Origin of the sequence: Variovorax frigidus, assembly GCF_051216515.1 — a bacterium.
Classification (GTDB): Bacteria; Pseudomonadota; Gammaproteobacteria; order Burkholderiales; family Burkholderiaceae_C; genus Variovorax.
On sequence record NZ_JBPJZF010000006.1, the window covers coordinates 560,961 to 576,900 of the forward strand.

Genomic DNA, 15,940 nt, shown 5'->3' on the forward strand with positions numbered 1-15,940 from the left:
CGTGCGCGCGCAGGACACACATTTTTCCAGTTGTGAACCCTTCGGTACCCCCGCGTTTACGCCACGTTGGCGCGCTATTTTCAGTAGCTGCCCGCGGTCGGCGGCGGCGCATCCTTCTTGTAAAGAGCGAGCAGTTGCTTCGCCGCGGCCGCCAGCACCATCGTGTCGATGCCGACCGCGACGAACAGCGCGCCGGCCGCCAGCCACTTGCGCGCCTGCGCCTCGGTGGTCGAGAGGATGCCCGGCGCCTTGCCGGCTTTCAGGATGCGCGCGATGCCGTCGGCGATCGCCGCCTGCACCTCGGGGTGGTCGGGCCGGCCCGGGAAACCCATCGAGGCCGACAGGTCGGCCGGGCCGATGAACACGCCGTCGACGCCGGGCGTGGCTGCGATCGCGTCGAGGTTGCGCATGGCTTCGGCCGTCTCGGCCTGCACCAGCAGGCAGGCCTGCGCGTTGGCCTCGTGGATGTAGTTCGGGTGTTCCTGCCAGCGCGAAGCCCGGGCCAACCCGGCCCCCATGCCGCGGATGCCCTCGGGCGGGTAGCGCAGCGCCTGCGCCAGCTGCGCGGCCTGTTCGGCGGTGTCGACCATCGGGATCAGCAGCGTCTGCGCGCCGATGTCCAGGTACTGCTTGATCAGCGCCGTCTCGCCCACGGGCAGCCGGACGATCGGTTGCGAGCGGTGGGGCAGCGCGGCCCAGGCGCTGGACACGGCCTGCAGCTGCGCGAGCACCGAGCGCACGTCGTTGGGCGCGTGCTCGCCGTCGATCAGCAGCCAGTCGTAGCCGACGCCGGCCAGCAACTCGGTCGCGTAGCCGTCGGCCAGTCCGACCCACAGGCCGATCTGCGGCCGGCCCTCCTGCATGGCTTTCTTGAAGGCATTGATCGGTGTGTGCATGGCGTGTCTCTTCTGGGTTGGAGGTCCGTGGGAAGGCGATTATTGAATGCGCCCGCGAAAGCCGCAGGCGTGGGCTGCCTACACTCTGTCGATGGCCAAGGAAAAAACAAACTACGTCTGCACCGAGTGCGGCGGCACCAGCGCCAAGTGGCTGGGCAAGTGCCCGAGCTGCGGCGCCTGGAACACGCTCGTCGAGCAGGTGGCGCAGCCCGCCGCCACGAGTGCCAACAACCGCTTCAACACCCCCTTCGCCGCGCTCGGCGGCACGGCCGCCCTGGCCGTGCTGTCGGAGATCGAGGCCAGCGACATCGACCGCACGCCCACCGGCATCGACGAGCTCGACCGCGTGCTGGGCGGCGGCATCGTGCCCGGCGGCGTGACGCTGATCGGCGGCGACCCGGGCATCGGCAAGTCGACGCTCTTGCTGCAGGCGGTCGACGCACTGCAGCGCGCGGGGCAGAACGCGCTCTACGTCTCGGGCGAGGAAAGCGGCGCACAGGTGGCGCTGCGCTCGCGCCGGCTCGGCCTCGACCATTCGCAGGTGCAGGTGCTGCCCGAGATCCAGCTGGAGAAGATCATCGCCACGCTGGACGCGCACCGCCCGGCCATCGCGGTGATCGACTCGATCCAGACCGTGTACTCCGACCAGCTCACCTCGGCGCCCGGTTCGGTCGCGCAGGTGCGCGAGTGCGCGGCGCACCTCACGCGCTTCGCCAAGGCCAGCGGCACGGCCATCGTGCTGGTCGGCCATGTCACCAAGGAAGGCGCGCTGGCCGGCCCGCGCGTGCTCGAACACATGGTCGACACGGTGCTGTACTTCGAGGGCGACACGCACTCGAGCTTCCGGCTGGTGCGCGCGATCAAGAACCGCTTCGGCGCGGTCAACGAGATCGGCGTGTTCGCCATGACCGAGCGCGGCCTGAAGGGCGTGAGCAACCCCAGCGCGATCTTCCTGAGCCAGCACCCCGAGCCGGTGCCGGGCAGCGTGGTGATGGTCACGCTGGAAGGCACGCGGCCGATGCTGGTCGAGATCCAGGCGCTGGTCGACAACGGCGGGCCGAGCCCGCGGCGCCTGTCGGTTGGGCTGGACCGCGACCGCCTCGCGATGCTGCTGGCGGTGCTGCACCGCCATGCGGGCGTGGCCTGCATGGACCAGGACGTGTTCGTCAATGCGGTCGGCGGCGTGCGCATCAGCGAACCCGCGGCCGACCTGGCCGTGATGCTGGCCATCACCTCCAGCCTGCGCGGCAAGCCGATGCCCAAGGGCTTCATCGCCTTCGGCGAGGTCGGTCTGGCCGGCGAGGTGCGGCCGGCGCCGCGCGGGCAGGAGCGGCTCAAGGAAGCCGCCAAGCTGGGCTTCAGCGTCGCGGTGGTGCCCAAGGCCAACGCGCCCAAGAAGGGCTCGAAGGAGATCGAGGGCCTGACGATCCATGCGGTCGAGCGCATCGAAGAGGCGATGGACGTGGTGCGTCGCCTGGATTGAGCCCTGCCTTCATCAAGGCCCCGACCCTGCAACTCATCGTCTCCGCTGGCCTGCGCGAATTCGTTCACGACGGATGGGCGGTGACAATGCGGGCCATGAATTTTCAGAAAATCCTTGTTCCGCTGACCGGCCTGGCGGCCCTCGTGCTGGCGTTTTACCGCTACGGCTGGGCCGGCGTGGCCGTGGTGACCGGCGGCATCGTGATGTTCCTGCTGCTGCACTTCACGCGCACGATGACGGTGCTCAAGCGCGCGGCCGACCGCCCGATCGGCTATGTCGCGAGCGCCGTGATGCTCAACGCCAAGCTCAAGCCGGGCGCGACGCTGCTGCACGTGGTGGCCATGACGCGTTCGCTGGGCGAGCTCAAGACGCCCAAGGAGCAGCAGCCCGAGACCTACCGCTGGACCGACGGCGGCCTGTCGTACGTGGAAGGCATCTTCCTGAACGGCAAGCTGCAGAGCTGGGTGCTGACGCGGCCGCCGGCCGAGGACGAAGCGGCCGGCGCGAACTGAGCGCGTCGCTCAGGCGGTGGCCGGTGCCGCCCGGCCCGTGCGTGCGCTCAGCAGCACCAGCGAGATCGACAGCGACAGCATGATCCCGTAGTAGGTGTGGGCGAAGTTCACGTTGCTCATGCTGGCCGTCACATGCATGAACAGGATGCCGGCGAGCTGCCAGCGTGCTTCGGCCGCTTGCGCTCCCAGGCGGCGCACCGCCAGCGCCAGGCCGCCGATCCACGCCAGCACCGCGGCCACGCCCAGCAGGCCGTGGTCCATGGCGGCATGCAGGTACTGGTTGTGCACGTGGCCCAGGCTCACGATCATCGGGGAGTGGGTCTTCTCGCCCAAGGCCTTGATGCGCCGCTTGCGCTCTTCGCCGCCGATGCCGATGAGCGGTGAACTCTTGAAGCCCTGCACGGCCATCTGCCAGAGGTAGATGCGCGCGCCGACCGAGCTGTTGGCGCCGTCGCCCGGCTTGTCGGCCTCGGCGGCCAGCTCGAATTCGTGGGCGGCCAGCGCGATCCGCTGCGTCGAGGTCTGGATCACATGCGGCAGCAGGGTGCCGGCAGCCACCAGCACCAGCGCCAGGGCGATGCACAGTCCCACGCCGTGGCGCGTGACGCTGCGCTGCCGCAGGATGGCAACGGCGTAGTACAGCAGGGCCCAGAGCACGACGCCATAAGCGCCGCGCGTCTGCGACAACACCACCGCGACCATGCCGACCAGCGCCGCGACCATCCAGGCAAGGCGCAGCCGCAATGGCCGCGTCGCGTCCAGGGTCCGGGGCAGCAGCAGGCAGACCGTGAAGCCCACGGCCACGGCCCAGGGAATGACGTTGGTCGGATAGCTGTTGCGGTCGTCGCCCTTCCACGCCGCCAGCCCGGCCGCAGCCAGGCATCCCAGCGCCAGCGCGTGCGCGAGGAGGTCGCGGAAGTTCTCGCCGAAGCGGAAGCGCCGCACCAGCCCCAGCGTGGCGGCGGCCGCCAGCGTCAGCCGGATCGGCGCATGGAGCTCGTCCCAGGGGTCGCCCCAGATGGCAGTGGCCAGCGTCTCGAAGGCCAGGCCGATCAGGCAGGCGATCAGCCAGGTCCGGGCGGCGCTGTCTTCGCCTGGCGCAATATCGATGCGCGGCCGGCGCAGCGCCGCCCAGGCCCCGAACACGCAGAAGAAGACCCAGGCGGCCCCGGCGGTCTTGGTGGACAGCGGCGCGGTGGCCACGCCGGCCAGCACCAGCCACAGGCCCCACGGCGGTTCGGGCTGGAGCCGGTTCGCGATGGACGCCACGGTCAGAAGGGCGCGTCGTCGGCCTCGGCCAACGTTGCCGACGGTGCGGCAGTGGTTGCCGCCTCGGTCACTGCGGCGGTGAAGGCCGCCTCGCCGCCCAGCGCCTCGAGCAGTGCGGGCACCATTTCGCCGAGTTCGCCGGTGGCGATCGCGGCATCGGCGTCGAAGTTGTCTTCCTTCTTGCCGTCCTGGGCCGCATCGGTGCCTTCGATGAACACGATCTTGCGCAGCTGCATCGTCTCGCTGAGCTCGAAGGACACGCGGTCTTCCCAGGTCATGGCGAGCCGCGTCGGGCGCTTTCCGTCGGCGATGTGCTGGCGCACTTCCTCGATGTCGAGCGCGTGCTTGGCATAGCGCACCACCGACTTCGATTCATCAGTGGCCTTGAGCTCGCATTCACGGTCGATGGTGAAGCCGGGGGGCGCTTCCTGGGTCGACAGCCAGTTCGACATCGCGGTGGCCGGCTCGATCTGGGTGTTGATCTGCGTCACGGCGAAGCCTTCGAGCGCCTTGACCAGGCTGGTCACGATCTCGTCGGCACGCGCCGCGTTGCTCGCATTGATCACCAGGCGGCGTTCCTTGGGGTCGATCCAGACCGCGACACGCGCATGGCGGGTGAAGGCCATCGGCAGCAGTTCGTGCGTGATGTCTTCCTTGAGGTCGCGCTTTTCCTTCTTGCCCGGCTTGCGGCCGGTGGTGGCCTCGATCTGCGCGCAGCGCTCGTCGACCTTGCGCCGCACCACCGAGCCCGGCAGGGTCTTGGCTTCGATCATGAACTCGAGCAGCCACTGGCCGCCCACCGATTCGACCAGCGGGCCGTGGTCTTGGCCGCGGGGTTCGGTCCAGCCGGCCGACTTTTCCTGGGAGGGGGCGCAGGGCACGAAACGCTGTTCGGCCAGGGCGTTCTCGGCGTCGGTGAGCGACGGCGACCAGGGCGCTTCGATGCGATAGACGATGACGTTCTTGAATACGGACACTGAAACCTTCCTGGGGACTGATTGGCAAAACCGGCCATTGTGCGGGTGCCGGCTGCGGCCTCCATCGTAAAATCGAAAGCTTTTGCGACTTTCCGTTGCTTCAAAAGGACAAACAACATGAGCGTGCTCCCCCCCTCGCTGGACGACCGTGACGGCAAGATCTGGATGGACGGCCAACTGGTGGAATGGCGCGATGCCAAGATCCACGTGCTCAGCCACACCCTGCACTACGGTTGCGGCGCGTTCGAAGGCGTGCGTGCCTACAAGACCGTCGACGGCACCGCGATCTTCCGCCTGCAGGAGCACACCGACCGCCTGTTCAACAGCGCCAAGATCCTGCGCATGAAGCTGCCCTTCACCAAGGAAGAGCTCAACGAGGCGCAGCTCCAGGTGGTGCGCGAGAACAAGCTCGAGAGCTGCTACCTGCGCCCGCTGGTGTGGATCGGTTCCGAGAAGCTGGGCGTCAACCCGCGCGGCAACACCATCCACGCGATGGTCGCGGCCTGGGCCTGGGGCGCCTACCTGGGCGAAGAGGGCATGAAGCGCGGCATCCGCGTGAAGACCTCGAGCTACACCCGCCATCACGTGAACATCACGATGACGCAGGCCAAGGCGGTCAGCAACTACAGCAACTCGATCCTGGCCAACATGGAAGCGCTGGACGACGGTTACGACGAAGCCCTGCTGCTCGACGCGAGCGGTTTCGTGTCCGAGGGTGCCGGCGAGAACGTGTTCGTGGTGAAGGACGGCGTGGTCTACACGCCCGACCTGTCGGCCGGCGCGCTCAACGGCATCACGCGCAACACCATCCTGCACATCTGCAAGGACCTCGGCATCGAGCTGGTGCAGAAGCGCATCACGCGCGACGAGGTCTACATCGCCGACGAGGCCTTCTTCACCGGCACCGCGGCCGAAGTCACGCCCATCCGCGAGCTCGACCGTGTCGAGATCGGTATCGGTTCGCGCGGCCCCGTCACCGAGAAGATCCAGGCGGCCTTCTTCGACATCGTGAACGGCAAGAATCCCAAGTACGCCCACTGGCTCACGAAAGTCTGAACATGGTCACCCAAGCTGTCGTCGAACTGCTCGCCACCGACCTGAACCATCAGGGTGGCGTGTTCTGCCCCAACCCCAAGGCCGACATGAAGCTCTGGAGCGGGCACCCCAAGGTCTACCTCGACGTGGCCCGCAGCGGGGAGGCCAAGTGCCCGTACTGCGGCACGGTCTACCGCCTCAAGGCTGGCGAAGTCGCCCATCACGGCCACTGATCCGGCCCATCGTGTGACCCAGGCGCCTGCCGCAAGGCCCACGCTGACCATCGGCGTGCTCGCCAAGAACGAGGCGCATCGCATCGAGGCCTGCCTGCGCAGCGCCGCGTTCGCCGACCAGCTGCTGGTGATCGACAGCGGCAGCACCGACGCCACGGTCGCGCGCTCGCAGGCCGCGGGCGCCACCGTGGTGGTGTACCCCGACTGGCAGGGCTTCGGCGTGCAGCGCAGCCGGCTGCTTGCGCACGCCACCGGCGACTTCGTTTTCTTCCTCGACGCCGACGAGATCGTCACGCCCGCATTGCAGGCGCAGATCGAGGCGGCGGTGCGCTCCAACGAGGCCGCGGTCTGGCGTGTCTGCTGGCGCATGGTGGCCTATGGGCACGAGCTCAAGGCCTACCGCGCGGGCAGGGGCCCGGAGCGCCTGTTCCGGCGCGACATGCTCGACGGCTACACCGGCGTGGTGCACGAAGAGGCGGTGTTCAAGCCCGGCTTCGCCGACGCGCCGCGCCACGTGCTGCGCGGCAAGCTGCTGCACCACTCGCGCGAAACGGTGCGCGGCAGCCTGGAAAAGCTCACGCAGTACGCGATGCTCGGCGCCGCCAAGCGGGCCGCGCTGGGCAAGCGCGGCGGCGTGCTGCGCGGCATGGCCGGCGGCACCGCGATGTTCCTGCGCCTGTATGTGTTCCGGCTCGGCTTCCTCTGCGGTGGCGCCGGTTTCCTGTATTGCTATTTCGTGGCGCTCGAAGCCTTCTTCCGCTATGCGGCGCTGCACTACGACCGCGACTCGCTGAGCAGCCAGATCGGCCGCTGAAGGCTGATCTCAGGCCGCGCGCATCGGCAGTTCGAGCACGAAGCTCGCGCCCCCGCCGGGCCGGTCTTCGCAGTGCACCGTGCCGCCGTGGCGCTCCACGATCGACTTGACCAGCGCCAGGCCCAGGCCCACGCCGCCATCGCGCTCGCTCGCGCCCGGCAACCGGTAGAAGGGCTCGAAGATGCGATCGCGCAGGGCCGGCGGCACGCCCGGGCCGCGGTCGTTCACGCGCAGGCTGGCCTGGTCGCCCTGCACCGCGAGTTGCAGGCTGATCTCGCCCGCGCCGTAGCGGCGTGCGTTTTCCAGCAGGTTGCGGATCGCGCGGCGCAGCAGGCGCGGCACGCCGCGCACTTCCAGCGCCGCGCTGTCGGTGCCCTCGGCCAGGTCGAGCTCGGCGGTGGTGCGCGCGCATTCCTCGGCCGCCAGGCCCAGCAGGTCGACGGTCTCGATGGTGCCCATGTCGGCCTCGCTCGCATCGAGCCGGCTGGCCAGCAGGATCTCGTCGATCAGCTGGTCGAGCTCGCCGATGTTGCGTGAGATCTCGTCGCGCGCGGCGGAACTGGCGCGTTCGCCGATCAGTTCCAGGCCCATGCGGATGCGCGTGAGCGGCGAGCGCAGTTCGTGCGAGGCGTTGGCCAGCAGCGACTTGTGCGAGCGCACCAGGGTCTCGACACGCGCCGCGGCCGCATTGAAGCGTTTCGACAGGTCGGCCACTTCGTCCTTGCCGTCTTCGGGCACGCGCGCCGACAGGTCGCCTTCGCCCCAGCGCTGCACGCCGCGCTGCAGCGTCTCGAGCCGCTGCGTCAGGCGCCGCACGACAGGGAACAGGCCGATCGCCACGGCCAGCCCGACCAGCCCCAGCAGCCAGAAGAATCCCTGCGGCCGTGACCAGGGCGGCGGGCCGCCCGCACGGTTCTGGCGCGGGCCGAACTGCATCTGGAAGTTCTGTCCATCCTTGAGCGTGATGGTGAACTCCAGGCCCTCGCCCGGCCGGCTGGTGCGCAGCGACTGGCCGGTGCCGATCACGCGGTCCTGCTCGTCGCGCAGCACCACTTCGCGCGGCAGCGGCGCAGTGCGCTGCTCGTCGGCCATCTGCCAGGCCCAGCCCGCGGCCAGCGTCACCACGGCCACGCCGGCCAGCACGGCCAGCCAGATGCGCACGTAGAGGTGGCGGGTGAAGAGCTGGATCATGGTCGTCGAGGCCTTCGCGTCAGTCCTGCTGCTTGGCGAACACGTAGCCGACGCCGCGCACCGTGAGGATGCGCTTGGGGTTCTTCGCATCGACCTCGATCGCGGCCCGGATGCGGCCCATGTGCACGTCGATCGAGCGGTCGAAGGCCTCGAGCTCGCGGCCGCGCACGGCTTCCATGATCTGGTCGCGCGTGAGCACGCGGCCCGCGCGTTCGGCCATCGCGACCAGCAGGTCGAACTGGTAGGAGGTCAGGTCGGCCAGCACACCGCCGACCGTCACGCTGCGCGCGTTGCGGTCGATCTCGAGCGAGCCGAAGCGAACCACTTCGGTCGTGGTCGTCTCGCTGGCGTTGTCGCTGCGCCGGCGCAGCACCGCGCGGATGCGCGCCAGCAGTTCGCGCGGTTCGAAGGGCTTGGGCAGGTAGTCGTCGGCGCCGATCTCCAGGCCGATGATGCGGTCCATCGGGTCGCCCTTGGCGGTGAGCATGAGGATCGACACCTTGGCCAGCGCGCCCGGCAACGCACGGATGCGGCGGCAGACTTCGAGCCCGTCGATGTCGGGCAGCATCAGGTCGAGGATCACCAGGTCGGGCGCGTGCTCCTGCAACTGCGCGAGGCCGGCGCCGCCGTCCGCCGCGTGCCTGACGCCGAAACCCGATTGCGCCAGGTACTCGCTCACCATCTGCGCGAGGCGGGCGTCGTCTTCGATCATCAGGATCTGGGGTGTGCTCATGGCAGCCATGATGTTCCGGTGCCGGCAAGGCGGCTTGAACGCTCCGTAAAGTTAAAGTAAATGAGCTCGCCCCCAGGCTGCGCGCACTTCGTGTCGCTGCGCCAACCCCCTACCGGGGGCAACACCGACGGCCCGGCTAAGCCGGTTCCGTGGTGTTTCTGGAATGGGGCATGGTCGGGGTGCGGGTGGGGGCTTCGAAGAGCATGGGCGTTTCCGCCGGGCCGGCGGTGGGGCGTTGGTCCAGCAGGGCGCGCAGCGCGCTGTCGTCCAGGCCTGGGTCGCAGGCCAGCGCGCGCTGACGGATCTCCTGCGCGAGCTGGTGCAGCTGGGCCACCGCGCCCTGGATGCGGGCCTTGAAGGCGGCATCGTCGAGCGTGTCGTTCATGCTGCGATTGAGTTCGGCGAACCAGGGCAGCGAGGCCTGGTCGAGCATCACGGCCGCGTTGTGCTTGCCGCTGGCGGCCGACCAGGTGCGCATCAGCGCCTGGACCGCGATGTTGAGCGACTGCGAGTGCTGCAGTTCGTCTTTCAGGCTGCCCAGCAGCGCCAGGTCGGTCAGCCGGTCGTGGAAGAAGATCTGCGCGAGCACGCCCCAGTAGTAGGTGTAGTCCCAGATCACCTTGACCGGCAGCACCTCGGGGTCGCCGAACAGCCCGTACTGGTCCTGGTAGAGCGCGAGCGTGCTCTCGTAGAACGAGTGGTAGAGCTGGTCGTAGAGCTGCGCGCGCGCCGTCAGCGAATGGCCGGCGCGGTCGTGGCCGATCAGGTCGGTGATGTAGGTGTTGCCGATGGCGATGAAGTCGCTGCCCGGCGAATAGAAGGGGTCGAGGAACAGACCCGCCTCGCCCGTCAGGGCCCAGCGCCGGTCCGAGAACACCTGCTTGCAGCCATAGGAGAAGTTCTTGAAGAACGCGAAGTCCTGCAGCAGGTGGCGCTTGCCGTCGAGTTCGTCGAACAGCCGCGGCTGGTAGCGCTCGAACCAGGCCATGGCCTTGTCGAAGCTGTCCATGGTGTCGAGCGGGTGGTATTTCGGATCGGCCACGATGCCCACCGAGTGCGAACCCGAGGCCAGCGGAATCAGCCAGACCCAGTAGCCCGCGCCCACCAGGTGGTTGGTCGAGAGCCAGCGCGCCTGCGGCGTGCAGCGCGCGCGCCATTCGGGGTCGTCGCTCCAGTCGTCGAGCGTGATGCGGTCGCTGATGCGGAACCACACCGCGTTCGCGTCGTGCGCATTGGGCTCGGCCAGGCCCAGCTTGCGCTTGAGCATGCCGGCGCGACCGCAGGCGTCGATCAGCCAGCGGGTGGCGATGGTGTGGGTCTCGCCGTCGCGCGTCCAGCGCAGCGTGTGCGGCGTCTGCGTGTCCTCGGCCAGCTCGATGCCGCGCACCAGTGCATGGTCGATGAACTTGACGCCGCGCCGCGCGGCCTCCTCGGCCAGGTAGTTCTCGAAGATGCCGCGGTCGATCTGGTAGCTGGGCACCGCGAGGTAGCGGCTGGCGCCGATCTCGGTCACCTGGTCGATGTCGCGCCGGCCCTCGCTGAAGAAGAAGCGGAAGCCGAACTTGCGCAGCTGTTCGCCCTGCATGTGCGGCTTCAAGCCCAGCACCGTGTCGAAGTAGTGCGCGCCGATCTCCACCGACGACTCGCCCACCTTGTGCGCCGCATGGGGCACCGGGTGGGTCCGGCGCTCGAGCACCAGCACGTCGATGTCGGGAAAGCGCTGCTTGAGCTGCAGCGCGAGCGTGAGGCCGGCCAGGCCGCCGCCCATGATCACCACGTCGTGCTGTTGTGGGCCGATCGGCGTGATGGTCGTGGTCATGGTCAGCCTTGCTGTCGAAGCTGCAGTTGCAGCGAGAGTTGTGCCGAGAGCGGCATCGAGACGGTTTCAGAGCGGCCAACGGCCAGCGACTCGAACAGCGGCAGCGCATCGGCGATCGCGTTGACGCCGAGCGCCTGCGCCGCCTCGGAGCGCGCGGGCGCCACCGCCGAGGGGCCGGTGGCTAGCGACCAGTCGAAGGCCGCGACCGTGCGCTCGGTGCGCGCGGGCGCGATCACCAGCGCCACCGCGAGCAGGCCGCGGCTGGTCGTGACCGTGGACAGCGCGCCGACGGCGGGCATGTCGTAGCCCACCAGCAGCACGGCCTCGTCGTCGGCCGCGCACTGGGTCGCGGCTTCGAGCAGCGCCGAGGCGAAGGTCGTCTCGAAGGCCGAGACCGAGTTGCTCGCGGCCATGCAGCCGGTGCCGATGGTCCAGTAGCCCACCGCAGCGTTGTGCACCGAGTTGTGGAACTTGATCGGCGACAGCATCGTCGGGTCGGCGGCCAGCGTGCCGCACATGTAGTCGTTGATGCCCAGGTCGCCGTGCGCCGAGGCGAACACGCAGGGCAAATCCTTGGCCTCGCGACCGGAGGCGGCCACGGCCTGCGCCGCGACTTCGAGCGCCAGCGCCACGGTGTCGGGCGCGCGGCGGCGCTCGGCCGGCGCCAGCACCTGCGGCGCGGGCCGCTTGGCCGGCGGATCGACCGGGGCGCCGGTGCCGTTGAAGGCCGCGCGGGCGATGTCCCAGCCGGGCAGGGTGGGGGCCCAGAAAGCGGGGCCTTCGATGTAGAGGGTCGGCGTGCTCATGCCTGGGCTCCCTTGCCGAAGATCAGCGCGCAGTTGTTGCCGCCGAAGCCGAAAGAGTTGGACAAGGCGTACTTCACCTCGCCGCGCGCGGGTTGCAGCTTGATCTGCGGGCCGCAATCGGTGTCGAGCACGGTGGTGTTCACGGTGCCCGGCATCAGGCCGGTCTCCAGTGCCAGCAGGCTGATGGCCGCTTCGACGATGCCGGCGGCACCCAGCGTGTGGCCGGTGAAGCCCTTGGTCGAGCTCGCGTGCGTGCTTTCGGGAAAGCGCCGCGTGATCAGCGCGCCTTCGACTTCGTCGTTCTTGGTGCTGGCCGTGCCGTGCATGTTGATGTAGTCGATGGCGTCGGTGCCGAGGCCGGAGCGTGCCAGCGCGTCGTCGAGCGCGCGCTCGGCGCCCGCGCCTTGCGGGTGCGGCGTCGACATGTGGTGGGCGTCGCTGGCTTCGCCGTAGCCCAGCAGGTAGAGCGCATCGGCGGAGGATGCGTCGGCCGGTGTGCGTTCGACCAGCGCAAAGCCCGCGGCCTCGCCCAGGCTGATGCCGTCGCGCGCCGCGTCGAAGGGGCGGCAGGGCTGGGGGGACACGAGTTCGAGCGAATTGAAGCCGTACAGCACGCTGCCGCACAGCGTGTCGACGCCACCGACCACGGCCGCGTCGACCAGACCCAGGCGGATCAGCCGCTCGGCCGAGGCGAAGGCCTTGCCGCTCGACGAGCAGGCGGTCGAGATGGTTTCGGACGGGCCTTCGAGCGCCAGTGCGGCCTGCACGAACAGGGAGAGCGAATGCGGCGTGTGGACCCGCGGGCGCTGCTGCGCGGGCGGGAAGGCGCCGTCGGCCGTCAGCGCGGTGTAGGCGGCTTCGGTCTCGCCGATGCTGGAGGTCGAGGTGCCGAGGATCACGGCCACGCGCGACGCGCCGTACCTGGCGCGGGCCGCGGCCACTGCATCGGCAAAGCCGTCGGCTTGCAGGCCCAGCCAGGCCAGGCGGTTGTTGCGGCAGTCCCAGCCGGCCAGGGATTCGGGCAGCGTCAGTTCTTCGAGGCCGTCGACCCGGCCGATCCAGGTCGGCAGGCGCTGGCCGCTGGCCGGCAGCTCGCCGAAGTCGTTCGGCCGCAGCCCGCTGCGCGAGTTTTCGAGGGCGTTGAGCAACGGCGTCTTGCCGACGCCGACGGCCGACGTCGCGGTGTACGCGCTGATCTGGAGGGGAGGGATGCGGGACGGCACGGTGGTGGGCTGGGAAGTGGCGAAGCGTGAACGATGCCACAGACTAGCAGTGCCCGCGGGCCCGCCGCGTCGGTCAATGCCCCGTGCCCCACATGTCGGTGCCTCAGCTGCCGTCGCCGACCCGCTGCCAGCGCGCGGCCAGCGCCACCAGCACCAGCACCGGCAGGCCCAGTGCCGCGGTTGCAAAGAAGAAGGGCGCGTAGCCGTAGGCGTCGACGAAGACGCCCGAATAGCCGGCCAGGAACTTCGGGAGCAGCAGCATCAGCGAGCTGAACAGCGCGTACTGCGTGGCCGAGTAGCTGATGTTGGTGAGGCTCGACAGGTAGGCGATGAAGGCCGCCGAGGCGATGCCGCCCGCCAGGTTGTCGGCCGACACCACGAAGACCAGCAGACCGAGGTCATGGCCGCGCATCGCCAGCCAGGCGAACAGCAGGTTGCTGCCCGCACTGAGCACCGCGCCCAGCATCAGCACGCGCATCACGCCGAAGCGCATCGACAGCACGCCGCCGACGAAAGCGCCCACCAGCGTCATCACCACGCCGTAGATCTTGCTGACCGTGGCGACCTCGTCCTTGGTGAAGCCCATGTCCACGTAGAAGGGGTTGGCCATGATGCCCATCACCACGTCGCTGATGCGGTAGATCGCGATCAGCGCGAGGATCAGCGCGGCCTGCCATTTGTAGCGGCGGATGAAGTCGGCGAAGGGCTCAATCAGCGCGCTGCGCAGCCACTCGGCCGCGTTGCGTGCCGGCGGCAGCACGCGGCGCACCGGTTCGGACGACACCAGCACGGTCAGCACGCCGACCACCATCGAAGCGGCCATCACGAGGTAGGCGGCCTTCCAGCCGGCGTTCTGGTAGCCCGCGGTGCCGACGATTTCAGCCCAGGCCGCGATCCACAGCACGCCCGCGCCGGCCCAGATCATCGCCATGCGGTAGCCGGTCTGGTAGGCCGCGGCCAGCGCCGCCTGCTTGCGCGTCTCGGCCGATTCGATGCGGAAGGCGTCGAGCGCGATGTCCTGCGTGGCCGAGCCGAAGGCCACCAGCAGCGCGCACCACACCAGCGGCCGCAGGCCGGCGCGCGGATCGGCCAGCGCCATGCCCACCAGGCCCGCGATCACCAGCGCCTGCGCGAGCAGCAGCCAGCTGCGGCGCCGGCCCATGAGCCGGGTGAAGATCGGGATCGGCAACCGGTCGACCAGCGGCGCCCAGGCCCATTTGAAGGCATAGACCAGCCCGACCCAGCTCAGATAGCCGATGTCGGTGCGCGCCACGCCGGCCTCGCGCAGCCGGAAGCTCAGCGTGCCGAGTACCAGCAGCAATGGCAGGCCGGCGGAGAAGCCCAGCGCCAGCATGCGCAGCGTCGCGGGTTCGAGGTAGACCCGGAGTGCGTCGCGCCAGGACAGCGGCGCGGCAGACGGGGTCGAGGGGGCGGAGGCTTCGGCAGCCGTGGGTGGGGACATTGAGGGGGCGATCGGAATGGCTGCTTATTATTCCCGCATGTGTACACGTTGCGAGCTTCTTCAGGGTCCCTGGCACGGCCGTCGTGCCTTTTTGCTGCTCGCGGGGGCCGGCGCCGCCGTGTCGGCCGCGCCGGCGCTGGCGCAGGTCGACGTGGGGAAGTCGTCGGTGGCGCGCAACCTGGTGCCGGCCGACACCATCGAGCAGGCCGGCGTGCAGCAGTACGGCGAGCTGCTCGCCAAGGCCAAGGCCCAGGGTGCGCTGGCGCCCGACAGCCATCCGCAGTTGCAGCGCCTGCGCACGATCGCCGCGCGGCTGATCCCCTTCGTCGGCAGCTGGAACCCGCGCGCCGCGCAGTGGAAGTGGCAGATCAACCTGATCGGCAGCAAGCAGATCAACGCCTTCTGCCTGCCCGGCGGCAAGATCGCCTTCTACACCGGCATCCTCGACCAGCTCAAGCTCAGCGACGACGAGGTCGCGATGGTGATGGGCCACGAGATGGCGCACGCTCTGCGCGAGCATGCACGGGCCCGCCTGGCCAAGAGCGCGGGCACGGGCGCGGCGCTGTCGATCGCCTCTCAGCTGTTCGGCCTGGGCGAGGTCGGCAGCATGGTGGCGCGCGCCGGCACGCAGCTGCTCACGCTCAAGTTCAGCCGGGGCGACGAGACCGATGCGGATCTGGTCGGCCTCGAGCTCGCGGCGCGCGCGGGCTATGACCCGCGGGCCTCGGTGTCGCTGTGGACCAAGATGGCCACCGCCTCGAAGAACCAGGGCGGCCTGAGCTTTCTCTCGACCCACCCCAGCGGCACGGACCGCATCCGCATCCTCGAGACCAACCTGCCCAAGGTGGACGGGCTCTACCGCGCGGCAAAGCGCGGCTGAACGACGCCGGAGTGCGGGCCCGGCCCGCTTGCCGGCCGCCGAAGCCGACGATTCCTCTGAAACGCACCAAGGCGACGGGAACCCCGATCCGATAGTGCCTGAGCTTGGCGAGGACTGGCCCGAGTTGCGCAAGCTGGAGCTTTCTCGGATGGCACCGCCGATGCTGCGGATACATGCGCTTGTGACGCGCTTTCAGGTTCGACGCCTTCATCAAGTGTGTGACCCCATTGACCCAGCACTGCTCACCTGCTGCGTGACACGTCCCGTGGACTGCCATAGGTGTAGGGCGCTGTTTGAAGCATCACGCGGATGCTCGTGTGAGTCACGCAGCGCGGCGCCAGGCCAGAGCGGTAAGACATGGGGGCGATCGGGACGATCGGTTGGCATCCTGCTGCCAGCGCCCAGGCTTCGAAAGCGCGCGACGACGCGTTACCGTTCACCCGGCCGCACGTTGCGCCTCCGGAGAAAAGCGCCGCGCGATCGTCATCGATGACGGACGCTACTGGGCCTTCGAGCCATCACGCGCTCGCTGCCCCGCCCGGCCGCCCCGCGCCAGCCACAGGTACAGGCCGCTGCCGAGCACGAGGATCGCGCCCACGTCCAGCAG

General features: G+C 69.2%; 15 protein-coding genes. 6 read left to right on the forward strand and 9 right to left on the reverse strand.

The features are described from left to right. Window positions 1-80 precede the first annotated feature (80 nt). Complete coding sequence (locus ACSFBC_RS20685) at window positions 81-896, reverse strand: aldolase/citrate lyase family protein (RefSeq protein WP_435512224.1); 816 nt, start codon at window positions 894-896, stop codon at window positions 81-83. A 91-nt stretch (window positions 897-987) separates the two neighbouring features. Here ACSFBC_RS20685 and radA point away from each other — a divergent pair, with 91 nt between their 5' ends. Together radA and ACSFBC_RS20695 are read left to right on the forward strand one after the other, a co-directional pair. Beyond that, the gene (radA, locus tag ACSFBC_RS20690; protein WP_435512225.1) at window positions 988-2,379 is read left to right on the forward strand and encodes a DNA repair protein RadA; all 1,392 of its coding nucleotides are present in this window, start codon (window positions 988-990) and stop codon (window positions 2,377-2,379) included. 86 nt (window positions 2,380-2,465) lie between these two features. Then, window positions 2,466-2,891, forward strand: coding sequence for a glycerate kinase (locus ACSFBC_RS20695; RefSeq protein WP_435512254.1), 426 nt, complete (start codon window positions 2,466-2,468; stop codon window positions 2,889-2,891). Window positions 2,892-2,900: 9 nt separating this feature from the next. Here the strand turns inward: ACSFBC_RS20695 and ACSFBC_RS20700 are convergent, their stop codons facing one another. Together ACSFBC_RS20700 and ACSFBC_RS20705 are read right to left on the reverse strand one after the other, a co-directional pair. Next, complete coding sequence (locus ACSFBC_RS20700) at window positions 2,901-4,160, reverse strand: O-antigen ligase family protein (RefSeq protein ID WP_435512226.1); 1,260 nt, start codon at window positions 4,158-4,160, stop codon at window positions 2,901-2,903. Between the two features lie 2 nt (window positions 4,161-4,162). Continuing rightward, window positions 4,163-5,137 (reverse strand): recombination-associated protein RdgC, encoded by a 975-nt coding sequence (locus tag ACSFBC_RS20705; protein WP_435512227.1) that lies wholly within the window; start codon window positions 5,135-5,137, stop codon window positions 4,163-4,165. A gap of 117 nt (window positions 5,138-5,254) precedes the next feature. On the opposite strand from ACSFBC_RS20705, the gene ACSFBC_RS20710 reads away from it, so the two are divergent. From ACSFBC_RS20710 to ACSFBC_RS20720, 3 genes are read left to right on the forward strand one after another with little or no spacing between them, the layout of a single operon-like run. Continuing rightward, complete coding sequence (locus tag ACSFBC_RS20710; protein WP_435512228.1) at window positions 5,255-6,193, forward strand: branched-chain amino acid transaminase; 939 nt, start codon at window positions 5,255-5,257, stop codon at window positions 6,191-6,193. Window positions 6,194-6,195: 2 nt separating this feature from the next. Further along, entirely contained in the window at window positions 6,196-6,405 is a 210-nt protein-coding gene (locus ACSFBC_RS20715) for a zinc-finger domain-containing protein (RefSeq protein ID WP_435512229.1), read from the forward strand. Window positions 6,406-6,418: 13 nt separating this feature from the next. After that, window positions 6,419-7,219, forward strand: coding sequence for a glycosyltransferase family 2 protein (locus ACSFBC_RS20720; RefSeq protein ID WP_435512230.1), 801 nt, complete (start codon window positions 6,419-6,421; stop codon window positions 7,217-7,219). A 9-nt stretch (window positions 7,220-7,228) separates the two neighbouring features. Here ACSFBC_RS20720 and ACSFBC_RS20725 read toward each other — a convergent pair whose 3' ends face one another. From ACSFBC_RS20725 to ACSFBC_RS20750, 6 genes are all read right to left on the reverse strand, one after another. Then, the gene (locus tag ACSFBC_RS20725; protein WP_435512231.1) at window positions 7,229-8,410 is read right to left on the reverse strand and encodes an ATP-binding protein; all 1,182 of its coding nucleotides are present in this window, start codon (window positions 8,408-8,410) and stop codon (window positions 7,229-7,231) included. A 19-nt stretch (window positions 8,411-8,429) separates the two neighbouring features. Next, window positions 8,430-9,152 carry a response regulator gene (locus ACSFBC_RS20730; protein WP_435512232.1) on the reverse strand — a complete coding sequence of 241 codons (723 nt, stop codon included), beginning with the start codon at window positions 9,150-9,152 and terminating at the stop codon, window positions 8,430-8,432. 127 nt (window positions 9,153-9,279) lie between these two features. Further along, on the reverse strand, window positions 9,280-10,962 hold the full coding sequence (locus tag ACSFBC_RS20735; RefSeq protein ID WP_435512233.1) for an NAD(P)/FAD-dependent oxidoreductase: 1,683 nt from the start codon (window positions 10,960-10,962) through the stop codon (window positions 9,280-9,282). Window positions 10,963-10,964: 2 nt separating this feature from the next. Further along, window positions 10,965-11,768, reverse strand: a complete 804-nt coding sequence (locus ACSFBC_RS20740; RefSeq protein WP_435512234.1) for a beta-ketoacyl synthase chain length factor — start codon at window positions 11,766-11,768, stop codon at window positions 10,965-10,967. Beyond that, window positions 11,765-12,991 carry a beta-ketoacyl-[acyl-carrier-protein] synthase family protein gene (locus tag ACSFBC_RS20745; RefSeq protein WP_435512235.1) on the reverse strand — a complete coding sequence of 409 codons (1,227 nt, stop codon included), beginning with the start codon at window positions 12,989-12,991 and terminating at the stop codon, window positions 11,765-11,767. Before ACSFBC_RS20745 ends, ACSFBC_RS20740 begins: the two co-directional genes overlap by 4 nt. Before the next feature lie 103 nt (window positions 12,992-13,094). Then, the gene (locus ACSFBC_RS20750) at window positions 13,095-14,453 is read right to left on the reverse strand and encodes an AmpG family muropeptide MFS transporter (RefSeq protein ID WP_435512236.1); all 1,359 of its coding nucleotides are present in this window, start codon (window positions 14,451-14,453) and stop codon (window positions 13,095-13,097) included. A gap of 37 nt (window positions 14,454-14,490) precedes the next feature. Here ACSFBC_RS20750 and ACSFBC_RS20755 point away from each other — a divergent pair, with 37 nt between their 5' ends. Then, on the forward strand, window positions 14,491-15,333 hold the full coding sequence (locus tag ACSFBC_RS20755; RefSeq protein ID WP_435512237.1) for a M48 family metallopeptidase: 843 nt from the start codon (window positions 14,491-14,493) through the stop codon (window positions 15,331-15,333). Window positions 15,334-15,940: the final 607 nt, after the last annotated feature.

Bases quoted from the DNA above. Each gene is read 5' to 3' on its own strand.
- ACSFBC_RS20750 (WP_435512236.1), bottom strand. From the start codon at position 14,453: ATGTCCCCACCCACGGCTGCCGAAGCCTCCGCCCCCTCGACCCCGTCT.
- ACSFBC_RS20715 (WP_435512229.1), top strand. From the start codon at position 6,196: ATGGTCACCCAAGCTGTCGTCGAACTGCTCGCCACCGACCTGAACCAT.
- radA (WP_435512225.1), top strand. From the start codon at position 988: ATGGCCAAGGAAAAAACAAACTACGTCTGCACCGAGTGCGGCGGCACC.
- ACSFBC_RS20740 (WP_435512234.1), bottom strand. From the start codon at position 11,768: ATGAGCACGCCGACCCTCTACATCGAAGGCCCCGCTTTCTGGGCCCCC.
- ACSFBC_RS20755 (WP_435512237.1), top strand. From the start codon at position 14,491: ATGTGTACACGTTGCGAGCTTCTTCAGGGTCCCTGGCACGGCCGTCGT.
- ACSFBC_RS20730 (WP_435512232.1), bottom strand. From the start codon at position 9,152: ATGGCTGCCATGAGCACACCCCAGATCCTGATGATCGAAGACGACGCC.
- ACSFBC_RS20735 (WP_435512233.1), bottom strand. From the start codon at position 10,962: ATGACCACGACCATCACGCCGATCGGCCCACAACAGCACGACGTGGTG.
- ACSFBC_RS20685 (WP_435512224.1), bottom strand. From the start codon at position 896: ATGCACACACCGATCAATGCCTTCAAGAAAGCCATGCAGGAGGGCCGG.
- ACSFBC_RS20695 (WP_435512254.1), top strand. From the start codon at position 2,466: ATGCGGGCCATGAATTTTCAGAAAATCCTTGTTCCGCTGACCGGCCTG.
- ACSFBC_RS20725 (WP_435512231.1), bottom strand. From the start codon at position 8,410: ATGATCCAGCTCTTCACCCGCCACCTCTACGTGCGCATCTGGCTGGCC.
- ACSFBC_RS20710 (WP_435512228.1), top strand. From the start codon at position 5,255: ATGAGCGTGCTCCCCCCCTCGCTGGACGACCGTGACGGCAAGATCTGG.